Source organism: Microbacterium nymphoidis, assembly GCF_021044885.1.
Taxonomy (GTDB): Bacteria; Actinomycetota; Actinomycetes; order Actinomycetales; family Microbacteriaceae; genus Microbacterium; species Microbacterium nymphoidis.
Genome location: NZ_JAJNOD010000001.1, coordinates 1,496,782 through 1,513,279, shown reverse-complemented (window position 1 = coordinate 1,513,279; position 16,498 = coordinate 1,496,782). Strand labels below are relative to the sequence as shown.

15 protein-coding genes are annotated in these 16,498 nt (G+C 69.2%); 10 read left to right on the top strand and 5 right to left on the bottom strand.

The genetic code is table 11. The annotated features are described in order from the left end of the window. Window positions 1-28 precede the first annotated feature (28 nt). The 8 genes from LQ566_RS07020 to LQ566_RS06985 all read left to right on the top strand — a co-directional run bounded on the left by LQ566_RS07020 (window position 29) and on the right by LQ566_RS06985 (window position 8,262). A complete protein-coding gene (locus LQ566_RS07020; RefSeq protein WP_231090896.1) occupies window positions 29-799 on the top strand; it encodes an SDR family NAD(P)-dependent oxidoreductase in 771 nt (256 codons plus the stop codon). Between the two features lie 46 nt (window positions 800-845). Continuing rightward, window positions 846-2,132, top strand: coding sequence for a M18 family aminopeptidase (locus LQ566_RS07015; protein WP_231090895.1), 1,287 nt, complete (start codon window positions 846-848; stop codon window positions 2,130-2,132). Between the two features lie 349 nt (window positions 2,133-2,481). Then, window positions 2,482-4,338, top strand: a complete 1,857-nt coding sequence (locus LQ566_RS07010) for an MDR family MFS transporter (protein ID WP_231090894.1) — start codon at window positions 2,482-2,484, stop codon at window positions 4,336-4,338. Between the two features lie 81 nt (window positions 4,339-4,419). Then, the gene (locus LQ566_RS07005; RefSeq protein WP_372459778.1) at window positions 4,420-5,928 is read left to right on the top strand and encodes a purine-cytosine permease family protein; all 1,509 of its coding nucleotides are present in this window, start codon (window positions 4,420-4,422) and stop codon (window positions 5,926-5,928) included. Further along, complete coding sequence (locus LQ566_RS07000) at window positions 5,925-6,482, top strand: cysteine hydrolase family protein (RefSeq protein WP_231090892.1); 558 nt, start codon at window positions 5,925-5,927, stop codon at window positions 6,480-6,482. The genes LQ566_RS07005 and LQ566_RS07000 overlap by 4 nt, the downstream gene beginning before the upstream one ends. Window positions 6,483-6,578: 96 nt before the next feature. Next, complete coding sequence (locus LQ566_RS06995) at window positions 6,579-7,214, top strand: DUF4352 domain-containing protein (protein ID WP_231090891.1); 636 nt, start codon at window positions 6,579-6,581, stop codon at window positions 7,212-7,214. Then, complete coding sequence (locus LQ566_RS06990; RefSeq protein ID WP_231090890.1) at window positions 7,211-7,774, top strand: hypothetical protein; 564 nt, start codon at window positions 7,211-7,213, stop codon at window positions 7,772-7,774. Before LQ566_RS06995 ends, LQ566_RS06990 begins: the two co-directional genes overlap by 4 nt. Next, window positions 7,771-8,262 (top strand): hypothetical protein, encoded by a 492-nt coding sequence (locus LQ566_RS06985; protein WP_231090889.1) that lies wholly within the window; start codon window positions 7,771-7,773, stop codon window positions 8,260-8,262. Before LQ566_RS06990 ends, LQ566_RS06985 begins: the two co-directional genes overlap by 4 nt. Here LQ566_RS06985 and LQ566_RS06980 read toward each other — a convergent pair. Beyond that, window positions 8,146-9,408: a hypothetical protein gene (locus tag LQ566_RS06980; protein ID WP_231090888.1), complete on the bottom strand. Its 1,263-nt coding sequence runs from the start codon at window positions 9,406-9,408 to the stop codon at window positions 8,146-8,148. The genes LQ566_RS06985 and LQ566_RS06980 overlap by 117 nt on opposite strands. A 136-nt stretch (window positions 9,409-9,544) precedes the next feature. Here LQ566_RS06980 and LQ566_RS06975 point away from each other — a divergent pair, with 136 nt between their 5' ends. Then, complete coding sequence (locus tag LQ566_RS06975) at window positions 9,545-10,141, top strand: GNAT family N-acetyltransferase (protein WP_231090887.1); 597 nt, start codon at window positions 9,545-9,547, stop codon at window positions 10,139-10,141. A gap of 2 nt (window positions 10,142-10,143) precedes the next feature. On the opposite strand, the gene LQ566_RS06970 is transcribed toward LQ566_RS06975, so the two are convergent. The 4 genes from LQ566_RS06970 to LQ566_RS06955 all read right to left on the bottom strand — a co-directional run bounded on the left by LQ566_RS06970 (window position 10,144) and on the right by LQ566_RS06955 (window position 12,932). Continuing rightward, a complete protein-coding gene (locus LQ566_RS06970) occupies window positions 10,144-10,500 on the bottom strand; it encodes a hypothetical protein (RefSeq protein WP_231090886.1) in 357 nt (118 codons plus the stop codon). A gap of 9 nt (window positions 10,501-10,509) precedes the next feature. Further along, window positions 10,510-11,550, bottom strand: coding sequence for a hypothetical protein (locus LQ566_RS06965; RefSeq protein ID WP_231090885.1), 1,041 nt, complete (start codon window positions 11,548-11,550; stop codon window positions 10,510-10,512). Then, complete coding sequence (locus tag LQ566_RS06960; RefSeq protein ID WP_231090884.1) at window positions 11,547-11,879, bottom strand: PadR family transcriptional regulator; 333 nt, start codon at window positions 11,877-11,879, stop codon at window positions 11,547-11,549. Before LQ566_RS06960 ends, LQ566_RS06965 begins: the two co-directional genes overlap by 4 nt. Window positions 11,880-12,056: 177 nt before the next feature. Then, window positions 12,057-12,932, bottom strand: coding sequence for a LysR family transcriptional regulator (locus LQ566_RS06955; RefSeq protein ID WP_231090883.1), 876 nt, complete (start codon window positions 12,930-12,932; stop codon window positions 12,057-12,059). A gap of 123 nt (window positions 12,933-13,055) precedes the next feature. Between LQ566_RS06955 and LQ566_RS06950 the strand changes: the two genes are divergently transcribed. Further along, window positions 13,056-16,484, top strand: a complete 3,429-nt coding sequence (locus LQ566_RS06950; RefSeq protein WP_231090882.1) for a bifunctional proline dehydrogenase/L-glutamate gamma-semialdehyde dehydrogenase — start codon at window positions 13,056-13,058, stop codon at window positions 16,482-16,484. Window positions 16,485-16,498: the final 14 nt, after the last annotated feature.

Below are 16,498 nucleotides of genomic sequence, written 5' to 3'. Positions count from 1 at the left end.
AAACATCCCCACACGAGAGCGAGGAACGATGTTCGAAGAACTGCGCGAGCGCACGGTGCTGGTGACCGGCGGCGGGTCGGGCATCGGTGCCGGGATCGTCGAGGCGTTCCTCGAACAGGGTGCCCGGGTGATCAGCGCGGACCTGTCCTTCCCCGAGGGCCTGGCCGCGACGGCGCGGGATCGCGAATGGCGCGTGCGGCTGGACGTTTCGGATGCCGACGCTGTGGCGCGCGTGGTGACAGAGGCAACCGAGACCGTCGGGGTCATCGACACCGTCGTCACGGCAGCGGGGACCTCCACCATGGACTTCGCCGTGGACACGGCGGAGGCCGACTGGGACCGCAACCTCGACGTGAACGCGAAGGGCTCCTTCCTCGTGGCCCAGGCCGTGGCGCGCATCCTGGTGCAGCGCGGGCTGCCGGGCCGCGTGGTGTTCATCTCCTCGCAGGCGGGCAAGAACGGCTACCGCGGCATGACCGCGTACGTCGCGTCCAAGCACGCGGTGCTCGGGGTCACCAAGTCCATGGCGGTGGAGCTGGCGCCGCGCGGCATCACCGTGAACGCCATCTGCCCGGGCATCATCGAGACGCCGATGAAGCATCGCGAGCGCATCGAGGGTGGCGCGCTGCGCGGCATGACGGCCGAGGAGATCGCCGCGGAAGACCGCTCTCAGGTACCCCTCGGGCGCACCGGAACGGTGAAGGACGTTGCCGGCGTCGCCCTGTTCCTCGCCAGCGACCTGGCCGGTTACATGACCGGTCAGGGTATCAACGTCACGGGCGGCATGACGATGCACTGACGCTCGAGCACCCGGGGGTGCCGGGGCCGCGGCATAGGCTGGAGGCATGACCGTCACGCCCGCCGCCATCCGTCACGCCGAGGACCTCGCCGACTTCGTCGCAGCCTCACCGTCGAGCTTCCACGCCGCCGCGGAACTGGCCGGACGCCTGCAGAGCGCGGGCTTCACGCACCTCGAGGAGGGCGATGCCTGGCCGGCGCAGCCCGGTGGCCGCTTCTTCATCGTGCGCGATGGGGCGCTGATCGCGTGGATCGTTCCCACGGGGGCCACGACGACCACGGCCGTGCACGTCCTGGGTGCGCACAACGACTCCCCGGGCCTCAAGCTCAAGCCGAAGCCCACCACGGGGTCGCGTGGCTGGCTGCAGATCGGCGTGGAGGTGTACGGCGGTCCGCTGCTGAACTCCTGGCTGGATCGGGAGCTGCGTCTGGCCGGACGTCTGGCGATGGCCGACGGCTCCGTCGTGCTGGCGGACTCCGGGCCGCTGCTGCGCCTGCCTCAGCTGGCCATTCACCTGGATCGTCAGCAGAACGACGGACTCTCCCTCGACAAGCAGACCAGCACCCAGCCGGTCTGGGGTCTCGGCGACCCCGCCCAGGAGGACATCCTCGCGGTGATGGCGGCATCCGCCGGTGTCGAGGCGGCAGACATCCGCGGTTTCGATCTGATCACCGCGGACAGCGCGCGCGGCGTCGTGTTCGGCAAGGACGACGCCTTCTTCGCCAGCGGGCGCCTGGACGATCTCGCCTCGGTCCACGCCGCCGTGGTGGCCCTCATCGAGGCCGCGGACGGGTTCGACGGCGAGCACATCGCGATGCTCGCAGCCTTCGACCACGAGGAGATCGGCTCCGAGACCCGCTCCGGTGCGGCGGGACCCATCCTCGCCGATGTGATCGCGCGGGTGCGGGACGGCCTCGGTGCCGATGCGCAGGACGCCCACCGCGCCATGGCATCGTCGTGGTGCCTCTCCAGCGACGTGGGCCACTCTGTGCACCCCAACTTCGCGGGCCGCCATGACCCGGTGGTCCAGCCGCTGCTGGGCTCCGGCCCCATCCTCAAGATCAACGCGAACCAGCGCTACGCCACCGACGCCGTCGGCGCCGCCGCCTGGGCCGGCTGGTGCGAGGCCGCGGGAGTGACGTCGCAGGAGTTTGTCTCCAACAACGACGTCCCGTGCGGCTCGACCATCGGTCCGATCACCGCGGGCCGCCTCGGCATCCGCACGGTGGACGTCGGCATCCCGATCCTGTCGATGCACTCCGCACGGGAGCTGGCCGGTGTCGCCGACCTGCACGCCCTCTCCCGCGTCGCGGGCATTTTCTTCACGTCCTGAACCCAGCCTCCGGTTCGGCCTGGGGTCCCGTCGTCGCCGCTCGCCGCCGTCGCCGCTCAGATTCCGTCGCCGGGGGACGGTGCCGGCGCAGTTGTTGAGACCAGCCGAGGCGTGGGGCGGCGAAGAAGAGAGCGGCGAAACAAAGGGCGGCGAAAGAACAGGCAGCGAAGGGGCCATCCCGGGGGAAAGCTATGGGTTCGCCATGTGGTTGACCCCGTCAACTTGTGCTGCACGGCCCGGGAGGAGCACCATTCTCCTTTGGGTTTCGCATCGACAAGCGGCCCGGGGGAGAAGTATGAGCACGACGGCGACAGCGGTCGACACGGGGAACGGGTCCGGGACGCCCGTGATGAATCATCGGCAGATCCTGCTGGTGATCTACGGGCTGATGGCGGGGATGTTCCTCAGTTCGCTGGATCAGACGATCGTCGGCACGGCGATCCGCACCATCGGCGACGACCTGCACGGACTCGATCAGCAGGCGTGGGTGACCACGGCGTACCTGATCACCTCGACCATCACGGTTCCCATCTACGGCAAGCTCTCCGACATCTTCGGACGCCGCCCGCTGTACTTGTTCGGCATCGTCGTCTTCATCGTTGGCTCCCTGCTGTCCAGCTTCTCGACGTCGATGATCATGCTCGCGGGGTTCCGCGCCTTCCAGGGCCTCGGTGCGGGTGCGCTGATGTCGCTGCCGCTGGCCATCATGGGGGATATCCTCGCCCCGCGTGAGCGCGCCAAGTACCAGGGCTACTTCCTGGCCGTCTTCGCGGTGTCCTCGGTGATCGGCCCATTGGTGGGCGGCGTCTTCGCGGGTGCCTCGGAGATCCTCTGGGTGACCGGCTGGCGGTGGGTGTTCCTCATCAACGTCCCGATCGGCATCATCGCCCTCGTGATGGTGTGGACGTTCCTGCATCTGCCGAAGCTCCACGACCACGCCAAGCCCCGCATCGACTGGTGGGGTGCGGCGGCCGTGATCATCACGCTGGTCCCGCTGCTGCTGGTGGCCGAACAGGGGCGCGAGTGGGGCTGGGGATCGGTCGCCGCGCTGGCTTGCTACGGGATCGGCGCCGCGGGACTCGTCGCGTTCCTGCTGATCGAGCGTGCGATGGGCTCGGACGCGATCATTCCGCTGCGTCTGTTCCGCTCCGGCGCGTTCACGATGTCCACCGTGCTGGGCTTCCTCGTCGGCTTCGGCATGTTTGGCGCGATGCTCACCCTCCCGCTCTATCTGCAGATCGTCACGGGGCTCACGCCCACCGAATCCGGTCTCGCCATGCTGCCGATGGTCCTCGGTCTGATGATCTCCTCCGTGGCCACCGGCCAGATCATCGCGAAGACCGGCAGGTACGGCATATTCCCCGTGACCGGGACATTGATCGTCGCACTCGGCTACGTGATCTACACCTTCCTGCACTGGGACACCCCGTTCTGGTACCTGTGCATCGGGATGTTCGTCACCGGTCTCGGATTCGGCCAGCTCATGCAGTCGCTCACCCTGGCGACCCAGAGCGCGGTGGAGGCACGCGACATGGGCGTCGCCACGAGCGCGTCCCAGTTCTTCCGGCAGATCGGCGGGACCCTGGGCACCGCCGTGCTGCTGTCCGTGCTGTTCACCGCCATGGGACCGAACATCACGACGGCGATGGGCGACAAGGCAGATCTCACCGCCGGCCTCGACGCGGCGCTCGATCCCGCGGTGGCGGGTGCGGCGAACAACGCCGGCGTGATGGAGCAGATCTGGACGCCGATCGTCGACCCGATCCGTGCGAGCGCACCCGGCGTCGACTGGGCCGACGCGGATCAGCGAGCCGCCGTGGTGGAGAAGGCGGTGCCCACCATCATCGACCGCCTCGAATCGGGCGACGGCACGCAGGGAGCGTCCAGCGACGCCACGAGCGACACGTCGTTCCTGATGGGCGCCGATCCGGTGCTGGCGAAGCCGTTCCTCGTCGGGTTCACGAGGTCTGCGGTCACGGTGTACTGGGTGGGGCTCGCCGCGATGGCGCTCGCGTTCATCCTGTCGCTGTTCTTCCGGCCGCCGCCGCTTCGCCAGCGGTCCGCTCTCCAGGAGGCCGCAGACGATGCGGCGGCCGCCGCCGGGGGTGCCGACGCGGAACTGGAGGTCTCGGCGACGATCGCGTCCGAGACGCCGCCCCGCACGCGCCGGGAACTGCGGGAGCGACGGGAGGCCCCGCCCGCTTGAGCGTGGCCCGATCGCGCCATTATGACGCGATTGGGTCACGACCCCGGAAAATGCGCAATCGGGGCCGGGGATTCTGCCAGGATGTGTGACACCACCCCTTTATTCGGCGAGCCTCGGAGGCAGGTCGTGTCAACAGAAGCAGTGCAGTCGACCCTGATCGAACGCAACGGAATCGACCTGGTTCCAGAGGCGGAACGCACCGCGAAGCCCCGCGATCTGTTCTGGCCCTGGTTCGCCGCGAACGTGTCCGTGCTGGGCATGGGCTACGGGGCCTGGATCCTCGGATTCGGCATCTCGTTCTGGCAGGCGACGCTCGTCGCCATCGTCGGAATCGTGTTCTCGTTCTTCCTGTGCGGCGTGATCGCGATCGCAGGAAAGCGTGGGTCGGTGCCCACGATGGTGCTCTCACGCGCCGCTTTCGGCGTGCAGGGGCAGAAGCTCCCGGGGATCATCTCCTGGATCACGTCGATTGGCTGGGAGACGGTCCTCGCCATCACGGCGGTTCTCGCCACCGGCACCGTCTTTCGCCAGCTGGGCTGGTCCACCGATGGCACGGGCGGCGTGGTGGTCAACATCGTCGCCACCGTGGTCGTCGCCGCGCTCATCATCGGTGCTGCGGTGCTCGGGTATCACACGATCATGAAGCTGCAGTCGGTCCTCACCTGGATCACCGGCATCATGACGGTGATCTTCCTCGTGCTCACGTTCGGGTACATCGACTGGGGAACGGCGTTCAGCCACCCGGACGGCAACCTCGCGCAGATGATCGGTGCGCTCGTGTTCACGATGACCGGCTTCGGGCTCGGCTGGATCAACATCGCGGCCGACTGGACGCGCTATCAGAAGCGCGAGACGCCCGGCAGCAAGATCGTCGCCTGGAACACGTTCGGCGGATCCGTCGCGCCCATCATCCTCGTCGTCTTCGGCCTGCTGCTCGTCGCCTCGAACAAGACGGTCACCATCGCTGGTGAAGAGGTGGGTCTGGCCGACGCCATCAACAGCGACCCCATCGGCGCGCTCGCCTCGATCCTGCCCGTCTGGCTGTTGTTCCCGTTCCTCATCGTCGCGATCCTCACGCAGGTCTCCGGCGCGGTCCTGGGCATCTACTCGTCCGGCCTCACGCTGCTGAGCCTCGGCATCAAGATCCCGCGCCCGACCGCCGCAGCGATCGACGGGGTGATCCTCACGGTCGGAACCATCGCGGTGGTCTTCTTCGCACAGGACTTCATCGGCCCGTTCCAGACCTTCCTCACCACGCTCGGCGTTCCGCTGGCGGCGTGGGCGGGCATCCTCATCGCCGACATCCTGCTGCGACGCAAGGACTACGACACCGAGGCGCTGTTCGACGGCCGCGGCCGATACGGTTCGGTGAACTGGACGGCGATCGTCATCTTCGTCGTGGCCATCGCCGTCGGCTGGGGCTTCGTGGTGAGTTCCCTCTTCACCTGGCAGGGCTACTTCCTGACGATGTTCGGCTGGCTGGATGACTGGGGCTACGCGAACCTCGGCGTGCTGTTCGCGCTGGTGATCGGCTTCATCGCCACCCTCGTCCTCTCGAAGGGCGCCGTGCGCCGACAGGAGCTCGCATGAGCACCCCCGACGACGCCTGGCTCGTCGTCATCGATCCGCAGGCGATCTTCGCGTCGCCGGACTCGGACTGGGGCTCGCCGTTCTTCGCGGCGGCGATGCCCCGGATCCGGGAGCTGGCCGACGCCTTCGGTCCCGAGCGGACCATCGTCACCCGCTGGCTGCCCACGGCCGATCGCGCGTCCTCCTGGGGTGCCTACTTCCAGGCGTGGCCGTTCGCCGACCAGCCCGCCTCGGACCCGCTGTTCGCGCTGGTGCCCGAAGCGGAGGGGCTGACCGCGCTACCGACGCTGGATCTGCCGACGTTCGGCAAGTACGGGCCCGAGCTGGAGGCGATCACCGGTGCGGCACCCCGGCTGGTGCTGGCGGGGGTGTCGACGGACTGCTGCGTCGTATCCACGGCGCTCGCGGCCGCCGACGCCGGAGCCTGGGTCACGATCGCCGTCGACGCGTGCGCCGCGTCCACGGCCGAGAACGGCACCGCCGCGCTCGCGGTCATGTCGCTGTACCCGCCGCAGGTGTCGCTGACCGATACCGCGACGATTCTCGGTGCCTGATCGATGGGAGATGAAAAACGCTCCGCGGACGATGGTCTGCGGAGCGTTTTCCATCTCTGCTCGCTCGGGCTTGAGCCCTCGGAATAGGGTGAGTGCGTGATCGACGCACGCGGAGCTGGACGACGAGCGCTCGATGCCGCCCGTCGCGCGGCTCCGGCGTGGGTCGCGGCGGGCATCCTGCTCGTCGTGGGCGCCGTGCTCGCCGCGACCGGCGCCTTCACCACGGCCGTGCACGAGCCGGAGCGTCTGACGGTGGGCGACGAGGTGCGCCTGTCGACCTATACGGTGTCCGTGCGCGACGTCGAACTGGCCGACGCCGTCGAAGACCAGCACGTCGAGGCCGACCCCGGTGAGACGCTCCTGCTGGTGACGGTGCGGCTCGAGAACCTCACGGATCGGGCGGTCGGGGTCGGTACGACGGCGGATCGCATCACCTCCCGGCTGGTGAACGCGACCCAGGCACTGCTGGCGCTGTCCGGGGTCGACGATCTCGAGAGCGCACGAATCTGGCACGACGAGACGTCGGTGCGTTCGCCGTTGCTGCAACCCGATGTCCCGGCCGACATCACGCTCGCCTGGCGGATTCCTACCGCGGCTCTCGACGCGGAAGACATCGCTCTCGACGTGTACGACGCGAAGGTGCGCACCGGGAAGATCATCCTCTCCTCGGACGTGGTGACCTGGAGACGGGGCGAGCACGTCGCCCGCATCGATCTGGGGCTCGGCGGATGAGAACGGCCCTCGTCTGGATCACCGGCGCGGCGCTCGTCATCGCGGCCGGCGTCGTCACCGTGGTCACCCCCGACCCCGATGCGCAGGTCGATGCCTTCCTCGTCCACGGGGCGGTGCACGAGACCATCGGCTCGCGGAACCTCACCGTCCGGGTCGAGGATGTGCGCTTCGCCGATCGGATCACAGTCTCCGAGGATGACGACTGGACGGCCGAGGGGAACTGGCTGGTGGTGGACCTGTCGGCTGCCGCGACGCGGACGGAGGTCGACGCCACCATGCGCCTGATCAAGCTGATCGTCGACGGCCGGGACTTCATCGCGAGCGAGCGGCCATCGACCTCGCTGGTCGGCGCCGATCTGCGTGTCGGGCTGGAGACCCGGGGGATGGTGGCCTTCGAGCTGCCCGCGGACCTTGCCGCGGAGACGGCGGAGCTGAGGTTGTCGCTGCCGTACAGCACCCCGCATCTGGACGACGTGATCGTGGTGCCTCTCGACCTCGGCCGAGCACCGCGGGAGGGCGTCATCGACATCGTCGAGCCGACCACACCGGAGGTGCCATGAGCTGGGTGCGCACCCAACGCGTCGCGCTGATCGCCCTGCTGTGCAGCGCGCTCGCCACCGCCGGCGTCTACCTCTGGCTGGACGTGCTGCCGGTCGCCGAGGCCGGTGACGAGACGATCGTCACCGCGTCCGACGGAGCGGCTGCGGTCGCGGGCCAGGAACTCGTCCTGGGCGAGGTCCGCTGGAATGAGTTCCCGGCACCCGCGGGCTCGCGATCGCTGAGCATCCGGATGCGGTCCTCCGGGGGGCCGGACGCCGCCATCTGCGGCACCGTCACCCTGTCCGAGCAGCACGGAGAGCGCACGTGGCTCGATGCCGACGATCTGATCGACATTCCCTCTGAGGACGGGGAGCCGTACTGCATTTCGGAGTCAGCCCCGTACGACATCGTCTCCGTGTTCGCCCTCCCTGCCGATGCCGACGGGCCGTTCTACCTCGACATCGCCGGCGAGGACCACCGGGCCGCGCGGTTCCTCATCGAACCCTGATCCCGAGTCGAGGCCGGCCGAGGGGCGGGCGATCACCACGTCGTAGCAGGTTGCCAGCAGCGCCACCCGCAGTGGCTCGGCGATGGCAGCGACACCCACCAGGATGAGGGGCAGATACGCCTCCCAGAACGTCTCGTCCTGTCCGCCGATCAGCTCCAGCACGGCTCGTCCTCCCACACGATCCAGCAGGATCCACAGCGCGTACGCGAGCGCGGTCGCCCCGAAGAGCGCGGGTCCGCCCCGCCAGATGACGGCTGCCGCAGCCCACAGACTCTCCAGGCGCATGATGACGGGCCGTGCGATGGATCGCACGGTGCCGCGCATCGTCCGCCCGCTCCAACGGCCGAGCTTCGTCTCGGTCTCGAACGATGTGCCGTAGATCACGCCGACGACGATGAGCCAGGCGGCGGGCACGACGATCGCCGCGATCACGATGCCCAGTGCCCAGCTGGCGCCCTCCCAGAGGCCGGCGATCGGTGGCAGGTGCGCGGCGAACCAGTCCCCGATGCCGCGTAGCCAATCAGCACCGGTGCGATGCGACAGCCATTCGCGCACGCCACCCCACCACTGGGCCACCAGGGTGAACAGCATGAAGGTCCACAGCACCTCGGCGTACACGGCGACCAGACGCAGCCCGGTCCCGAGCCGGGCTTCATGACGGGCGAGCACGATGCGAAGAACGAGGGCGATCACGAGCACGGTGACCGCAAGCGGGCCGGCCGCGATCATCCCTCCACGATCGCCGAGCGCCTCCGTGCCGTAGCCGGACTCGGCGAACGCGATGGCGTTGGCGATGCGGAGGAAAGCGTCCCTGTCGGCGTCGAGCATGCCCCAGGCCTCGTAGAAAGCGAAGAACGGCAGGATCGAGACGAGCACGGCGTGGGCGAAGTCGCGCCGGCTGAGGCCATCCGATGCCGCGTGCGGCAGGGAGGGCCGCACGGCGAGGTACATCGCGACGTACGACACCATGCGCGCCGCGACGGCGAGCGGGAGGATCAGCAGTCCGCCGAGGGTCGTGTACCCGCCGACCGTGCCTGCCAGTTGCAGCAGCAGACGGTGCACGACCTCGCCGCTGAGGTACCAGGCCATCAGGGCGGGCCAGTGCGCCGCCACGACGCGCCCGAACGTGCGGAAGGCCTGCTTCATGCCTCTCACGGTAGCGTTTCGGTCCCGCTGACGGTGGTGCGGGCGGACGAGAGATCGAAGACGCTCGCGAACGGCGAGCTGCGGAGCCCTTTTCATCATGCCGAGGGGTGTCCGAGGGCCGTGGGAGGATCGGCGCATGACGCAGGAGCTGGCGCAGGCATGGGTTCGGGGGTGGGCCACGTCGCGGGGCGCCGCAGTCCGCCGCGAGGGAGACGCGTGGCACGTCGCGGTGCATGCGACGACGCGCGACGAGGAGTACGTGCTGATCGAACCGTCGCCGGCACAGATCGAGCGGACGCGCACACTGGTCACCGGTCCCCGTATCTGGCTCACGGTCCTCGGGGCGCACGAGGGGGCCATCGAGGGCTGGGAGGTGCAGTCACGGGTGGAGACCCTGATGGACGCACCGCTGCGCGCGGGCACCCTGCACCCCGACGTCGCGATTGAGGTCATCGACGATGTCGCCCACGCGGCGATGATGCACGACGGCGTCGTCACCGCACGCGGCCAGGTCGCGCTCGCCGGGGAAGTGGCGGTGCTGGATCGCATCGAGACCCACCCCGACCACCGGCGCCAGGGACGGGGCCGGCTCATCGTCGAAGCACTTCAGGCCTGGGTTCACGAGCGCGGCGCGCGTCACGGCGTGCTGCTGGCGTCGCCCGACGGCCGGGCCCTGTACTCCGCTCTCGGCTGGCACGACACCATGCCGGCGGCGACGTTCGTGCGGCCCTGAGCTCAGTTCCCCCGAAGTCGGCGCAGCCCGACCACGAGCAGCCAGAGGCCGATGGGCAGTGGCGACACGATGGCGAACACGAGCAGCGCATGCCAGGCCATCAGGTTCTGTCCGCTGAGCACGGGAATGAGCCCGGCGATCACCGCGGCGGCGACGGGGGCCAGCGTGACGATGAGCTTCTGCGTCCGGGTCCACACCGGCGACAGCCACATCATGATGACACCCGCCACCCAGCCGAGGACCGGCACGAGATAGCTGCCGACGGCGATCGCGAGACCGATGGCGATGACCATCGACGGCGTCGCGAGGCTGTCGCGTCCGTAGAGTCGGCCCGAGGGCACCGGCTTCTCAGCTGTCATGATCACCCATCATGCTCGAACCGGGGCCTGCGGTGCACGGCGGCCGCGCTGGATCTCGATGAGCAGCCAGGCGGCGACCAGTGCCGCCGCAGCGGGCAGGACCGGCCACAGCGCCAGAGGAACGTTCCACTGCAGCAGCAGAGGCTGGTCGAGCATCGGGTTCGGGACCTGGAAGCTGCCGGTGGGATCATCGACGATCCCCGGCGCCTGCGTCGCGACGACAGCGCTCGCGACGATCGCGGCTGTGGCCGCTGAGATCGGGACGATGACGGCAAGCACCTTCTGCCACCGTCGCCACACCCCCGACGCGCAGACCATCGCGACCCCGGCGAACCACCCGATCACCGGGAGCACGAAACCGCCGAGGGCGAGCACGAGGGCGGATGCCGTTGCGAAGCCGGTCGATGCGGGCTCGAGCCTTCCGATGCGCATGAGTCCCCGGACGAGCAACCAGATCGCCATTCCCGACGCGGCGAGCGGCAGCACGATCCAAGCTGAGACGACCGCGCTCCAGAAAATGTCGTAGGCGGCCGGGAAAAGCGGGTTTGGTTCTTCGGTATAGGTCGCATAGCGATGAGGGATGCCGGTCGCGGCGCCGACGGCGGCGGACAGGCCGAACCCGAGCACGATGGTGCATACGGCGAGGGGGATCAGCGTGGCAGCCCACTTCTCGCTGCGGCGCCAGATCGGCGAGACCCACAGCATCACGACCCCGCCGATCCACCCGATCACCGGGATCACGAACCCGGCCAGGGCAAACACCGCGAGGGCGGACAGGAGATAGGCGAGGGAGGAGGTGCCCGTGCGGGGGAGGGGAGCTGGACCCACGGCCGCCACGTCGGCGAGCGCGCCGCGCGCGGACGCGGCGACGAACGCGGGGTCGCCGAGCTCGGTGATGTGCGCACGTGCGGCGGCATCATCCAGACCCTGCAGCGACTCCGCGATGCCGTCGCGGAGTTCCGCCGCCGTGGCAGGATCCACACCGGCGAGGGCCTGATCCAGCTCTCGCAGGTAGTCGCGCGCCGGTGGCGTCAGCTGTGCTTCGGTCATCGTGTGCTCCCATCGATCATGTTCCCCACCGCACGGGTGAAGGGACCCCACTGTGCACGGAAGGCGTCGAGCTCCTGCCGCCCGGCGTCGGTGAGTCGGTAGTACTTGCGAACAGGGCCGGCGTCGGACGCCTGCTCGTAGGTGGCCACCACGCCGCGCTCGCGCAGGCGCGAGAGCACGGGGTAGAGCGTGCCGATGCCGGCGATCAGCCCGGGACCTGTCAATTCCTCCGCGAGTTGCCAGCCGTACATCGGCTCGCGCGCGAGGAGGCCGAGGATGCAGTGCTCGACCACGCCCTTGCGCAGCTGCGCTCCGATGTCAGGTGTCATGCATCGCAAGCTACCTTGTGATGCAAGAGTCCGCAACCCGGGTAGCGCCCGGTGCTAGGCGGCTCCAGTGTTCTCGTGCCGTGAGTTCAGGAGCATGTGCCGGATTCATGAGACTTCTCGCGGATGGGTCATTGTCTGGGTGCATGGTCCTGGACTCGCCGCATCATCAGCGCCGGCTCAGATGGCGGCGGCGAGCGCCTCGCGCACGGCGCGGACGGCCGGACGCTGCGCGGCGGCACGGCGGGCGGCGGAGAAGACGACGCGTTCGGGTGCACCGGGAAGATCGCGAAGCTGGACGGACGGTTGCTCACCCGCCCACACCAGATCCGGGAGCAGACCCACCGCATGCCCCGATCGGATGAGCCGGATGTGCGCCATCAGATCGGCGGTCTCGAAACGCACGTCGGGCTCGAACCCCGCGGCTCGGCACACTTGCAGTGCCCACTGGCGCGATGCCGTGTCGGCCGGCTCCAGCACCCAGGGACGGTCCGCCAGCTCGGCGAGGGTGCGGGCGGGATCGTCCGGCCCGAGCGCTGCGCGGATGGTGTCGTGCGCGAACGCGACGTGATCGAGGTCGGGCAGACGCGGGCGCAGGTACCCGGGATACTCCTCGGCGATCGCGAGGTCGAAGCCGCGAGCCGCCACCTCGAACAGCCCCTCCTCCGGGGCTCGCTCGCTCACCTCCACACGCAGGTCCGGATGGGCCTCCGCCAGCCACGTGAGTGCGGTGGGCAGCACGGCGTGCGCCGCCGACTGGAACACGGCGATGCGCACGGTTCCGCCCACTCCGGACACCGGGCGGGTGAGGTCGTCCTGCGCCTCGGCGAGCCGGTCCAGGATCGCCTCCGCATGCTCCACCAGCACCCATGCCTGCGGTGTCAGCCGCACGCGCCTGCCCGACTGCTCCAGGAGGGGGACTCCGGCCTCGCTCTCCAGGACCTTGAGCTGCTCGGACACCGACGACGGGCTGTAGCTGAGCGCCTCGGCTACGGCAGCGAGGGTGCCTCTGCGGCTCAGCTCCACCAGCAGGCGCAGCCGTCTCGGATCGAGCATGTGACTCCTTGGAATCATCGGGAAAGGCGAACGGTATTCATCGAAATCATTCGCTGTACCGAACATACCCTGTGGCACCACACTGAGATCATCCCCACCCCTGACATCCGCCCAGGAGGCACCGTGTCCGAGAGCATCACCACCACCGACGAGGTCCGCACATCCGATGTGGTCGCGACCGTTCGCCGCTGGCTCGACGAGGCAGCCAAGCACCCCGTCGACCCCGCCGCGGAGCGTCTGGCCGGCGTGCTCAAGGATGAGCACGGGCTGGACTTCACCGTGGGATTCGTCGACGGCGTCATGCGCCCGGAGGATCTGGACGTCGCCGCCGCGAAGCTGAAGGAGCTGCGCAGCCTCACGCCGTCGTTCCTGCCCGCGTACCTGCGCGGAGCGATCGGCCTCGGCGCGGCGTTCGCCCCGATCGTCCCGGGCATCGTCATCCCCACCGCGCGGCGCGTGCTGCGCGGCATGGTCGGCCACCTCGTTCTGGACGCGACGCCGGCGAAGCTGGGTCCTGCGATCGCGAAGCTGCGCCAGGGGGGCAACCGCCTGAACCTGAATCTCCTCGGCGAGGCGGTGCTCGGCGAGAACGAGGCAGCGCACCGGCTGAAGGGCACGCACGAGTTCCTCGCGCGCGATGACGTGGACTACGTGTCCATCAAGGTCTCCGCCGTGGTCAGCCAGCTGTCGATGTGGTCGTTCGACGAGGCCGTCACCAAGGTGGTCGAGAAGCTCACCCCGCTCTACGAGACGGCTGCGGCGGCGGAGAAGGCCGGCAAGGCGAAGTTCATCAACCTCGACATGGAGGAGTACCGTGACCTCGACCTCACCATCGCGGTCTTCACGAAGCTGCTCGACCAGCCGCAGCTGAAGGACCTCGAGGCGGGCATCGTCCTGCAGACCTATCTGCCCGATGCGCTCGGTGCCATGCAGCACCTGCAGGAGTGGTCGGCGCAGCGCGTCGCCGCCGGCGGCGCCCCCATCAAGGTGCGCGTCGTGAAGGGCGCGAACCTGGCGATGGAGCACGTGGACGCTGCGGTGCACGGCTGGCCCGTCGCCACCGTCGCCAGCAAGCAGGACGCCGACACCAACTACAAGCGCGTGCTCGACTGGGCCATGACCCCGGAACGCATCGCCAACCTCCGCCTCGGAGTTGCGGGGCACAACCTGTTCGACGTTGCACACGCCTGGCTGCTCTCGAAGGCGCGGGGCGTGCAGGCCGGTGTCGAGTTCGAGATGCTGCTCGGCATGGCCACCGGTCAGGCAGAGGCCGTGCGCGGCGACGTCGGCCAGCTCCTCCTCTACACGCCGGTCGTCAACCCGAGCGAGTTCGACGTGGCGATCGCGTACCTGATCCGTCGCCTGGAGGAGAACGCCTCGCAGGACAACTTCATGTCCGCGGTGTTCGAGCTCGACTCCGATGCATCGCTGTTCGCCCGTGAGCAGGCGCGCTACGAAGCGTCGCTGGCGGAGTTCCTGCGGACCCGCGACGAGGTCCCCTCGCCCAACCGCGTGCAGAACCGTCAGGACGAAACGCCGGATGCCCCGTCCAGCGGCTTCCGCAACGAGCCCGACACCGATCCCGCCATCGCGGCGAACCGCGCCTGGGGCCGCGCGATCCTCGAGCGTGCCAAGACGAGCGAGGAGGGCGTGGCGATCATCGCCGACGCGCACGTGCCCACGGCCGCGGCGCTGGAGAGCGTCATCGCCGGCGCCCACGACGCCGGGGCCGGCTGGGGCGCGCTGTCCGGTGACGAGCGGGCCGAGATCCTGCACGGCGCCGGCCGCTCGCTGGCTGCCAACCGCGGCCGGCTGATTGAGGTCATGGCCTCGGAGGCGGGCAAGACCATCGCCGAAGCGGATGTGGAAGTCAGTGAGGCCATCGACTTCGCCCACTACTACGCCGAGCTTGCGCGCGGCCTCGACCACATCGACGGCGCCACCGCGGTGCCGTCGCGTCTCACGGTCGTCGTGCCGCCGTGGAACTTCCCCACCGCCATTCCCGCCGGTGGAGTGCTCGCCGCTCTCGCAGCGGGCTCGGCTGTCATCATCAAGCCGGCACGACTCACCAAGCGCACCGGTGCTGTGATGGTCGATGCGCTCTGGCAGGGCGGTGTGCCGCGCGATGTGCTCCGTCTGGTCGAGCTCGCCTCGGGGGAACTGGGCTCACAGCTCGTCGCCGACGAGCGGGTGGATCGCGTGATCCTCACCGGCTCGTCCGAGACCGCGGAGCTGTTCCGCTCCTTCCGCCCGGACCTGCCGCTGCTCGCGGAGACCAGCGGAAAGAACTCGATCATCGTCACGCCCTCCGCCGATCTCGATCTGGCCGCCGCCGATGTGGTCAAGAGCGCCTTCGGTCACGCGGGCCAGAAGTGCTCGGCCGCATCGCTCGTGATCCTGGTGGGCTCCGTCGCCACCTCCGAGCGGTTCCGCCGTCAGCTGGTCGATTCCGTGCGCTCGCTCCGCGTCGGCTACCCCACCGACCCCACGACGGTCATGGGCCCCATCGTGGAGGAGGCCAAGGGCAAGTTGCTCTCGGGTCTGACTACGCTCGGCAAGGGCGAGAAGTGGCTCATCGAGCCGAAGCAGCTCGACGACACCGGCAAGCTGTGGTCGCCCGGCGTTCGCACCGGTGTGAAGAACGGCTCCGAGTACCACCTGACCGAGTACTTCGGCCCGATCCTCGGCATCATGGAGGCGGCGAACCTCGAGGAGGCCATCGCGATGCAGAACGCGGTGGACTACGGCCTCACCGCCGGCCTGCACTCGCTCGACCGCGACGAGGTGGCCACCTGGCTCGGTAAGGTCCAGGCGGGAAACCTGTACGTCAACCGCGGTATCACCGGCGCGATCGTCCGGCGCCAGCCGTTCGGCGGCTGGAAGCGCTCCGCTGTGGGTGCGGGCGGGAAGGCCGGCGGGCCGAACTACCTGCACGGCCTGGTCGACTGGCGAGACGCTGCTCCCGAGTCGCGTCCGGTGACCCTCACCGCGGCCATCGAGACGGTCGTCTCCGCTGCGGATGACGCGTGGCTCCGTGCCGCTGTCGCCACCGACGAGCGGGCCTGGCAGGACGAGTTCGGCGTGGCACGCGATGTGTCCGCCCTCGGAGTGGAGCGCAACGTGTTCCGCTATCTGCCGACGCCGGTGACGGTCCGCGTGGCCGGGGACGCCCCGGAGATCCAGGGTGTGCGTGCTGTGCTCGCGGGCGTGCGCGCCGGATCTGACGTCACGGCGTCGTTCGCCACCGCTCCGTCGAAGAAGGTCGCCGCGGCGCTCGCTGCTGCCGGCGTCCAGGTCTCCGTCGACAAGGACGCCGCCTGGCTGAAGACGCTCGCGAAGAAGGGCTCATCCACCGGGCGCATCCGTCTCGTGGGCGGATCGGCGGCCGACGTCGCCGCCGCGCTGCAGGGCTCCATCGACGTCGCCGTGTGGTCGCACCCCGTCACTAGCGCCGGGCGTGTGGAGATGCTGCCGTTCCTGCACGAGCAGGCGGTGTCCATCACGAACCACCGCTTCGGCAACCCCACGACGCTGTCCGACGGCCTCCTCTAACCTTCGTTTCATAG

Coding starts and splice junctions, on each gene's coding strand:
- LQ566_RS07020 (WP_231090896.1), top strand. CDS start 29: ATGTTCGAAGAACTGCGCGAGCGCACGGTGCTGGTGACCGGCGGCGGG.
- LQ566_RS07015 (WP_231090895.1), top strand. CDS start 846: ATGACCGTCACGCCCGCCGCCATCCGTCACGCCGAGGACCTCGCCGAC.
- LQ566_RS07010 (WP_231090894.1), top strand. CDS start 2,482: ATGAATCATCGGCAGATCCTGCTGGTGATCTACGGGCTGATGGCGGGG.
- LQ566_RS07005 (WP_372459778.1), top strand. CDS start 4,420: ATGTGTGACACCACCCCTTTATTCGGCGAGCCTCGGAGGCAGGTCGTG.
- LQ566_RS07000 (WP_231090892.1), top strand. CDS start 5,925: ATGAGCACCCCCGACGACGCCTGGCTCGTCGTCATCGATCCGCAGGCG.
- LQ566_RS06990 (WP_231090890.1), top strand. CDS start 7,211: ATGAGAACGGCCCTCGTCTGGATCACCGGCGCGGCGCTCGTCATCGCG.
- LQ566_RS06985 (WP_231090889.1), top strand. CDS start 7,771: ATGAGCTGGGTGCGCACCCAACGCGTCGCGCTGATCGCCCTGCTGTGC.
- LQ566_RS06980 (WP_231090888.1), bottom strand. CDS start 9,408: ATGAAGCAGGCCTTCCGCACGTTCGGGCGCGTCGTGGCGGCGCACTGG.
- LQ566_RS06975 (WP_231090887.1), top strand. CDS start 9,545: ATGACGCAGGAGCTGGCGCAGGCATGGGTTCGGGGGTGGGCCACGTCG.
- LQ566_RS06970 (WP_231090886.1), bottom strand. CDS start 10,500: ATGACAGCTGAGAAGCCGGTGCCCTCGGGCCGACTCTACGGACGCGAC.
- LQ566_RS06965 (WP_231090885.1), bottom strand. CDS start 11,550: ATGACCGAAGCACAGCTGACGCCACCGGCGCGCGACTACCTGCGAGAG.
- LQ566_RS06960 (WP_231090884.1), bottom strand. CDS start 11,879: ATGACACCTGACATCGGAGCGCAGCTGCGCAAGGGCGTGGTCGAGCAC.
- LQ566_RS06955 (WP_231090883.1), bottom strand. CDS start 12,932: ATGCTCGATCCGAGACGGCTGCGCCTGCTGGTGGAGCTGAGCCGCAGA.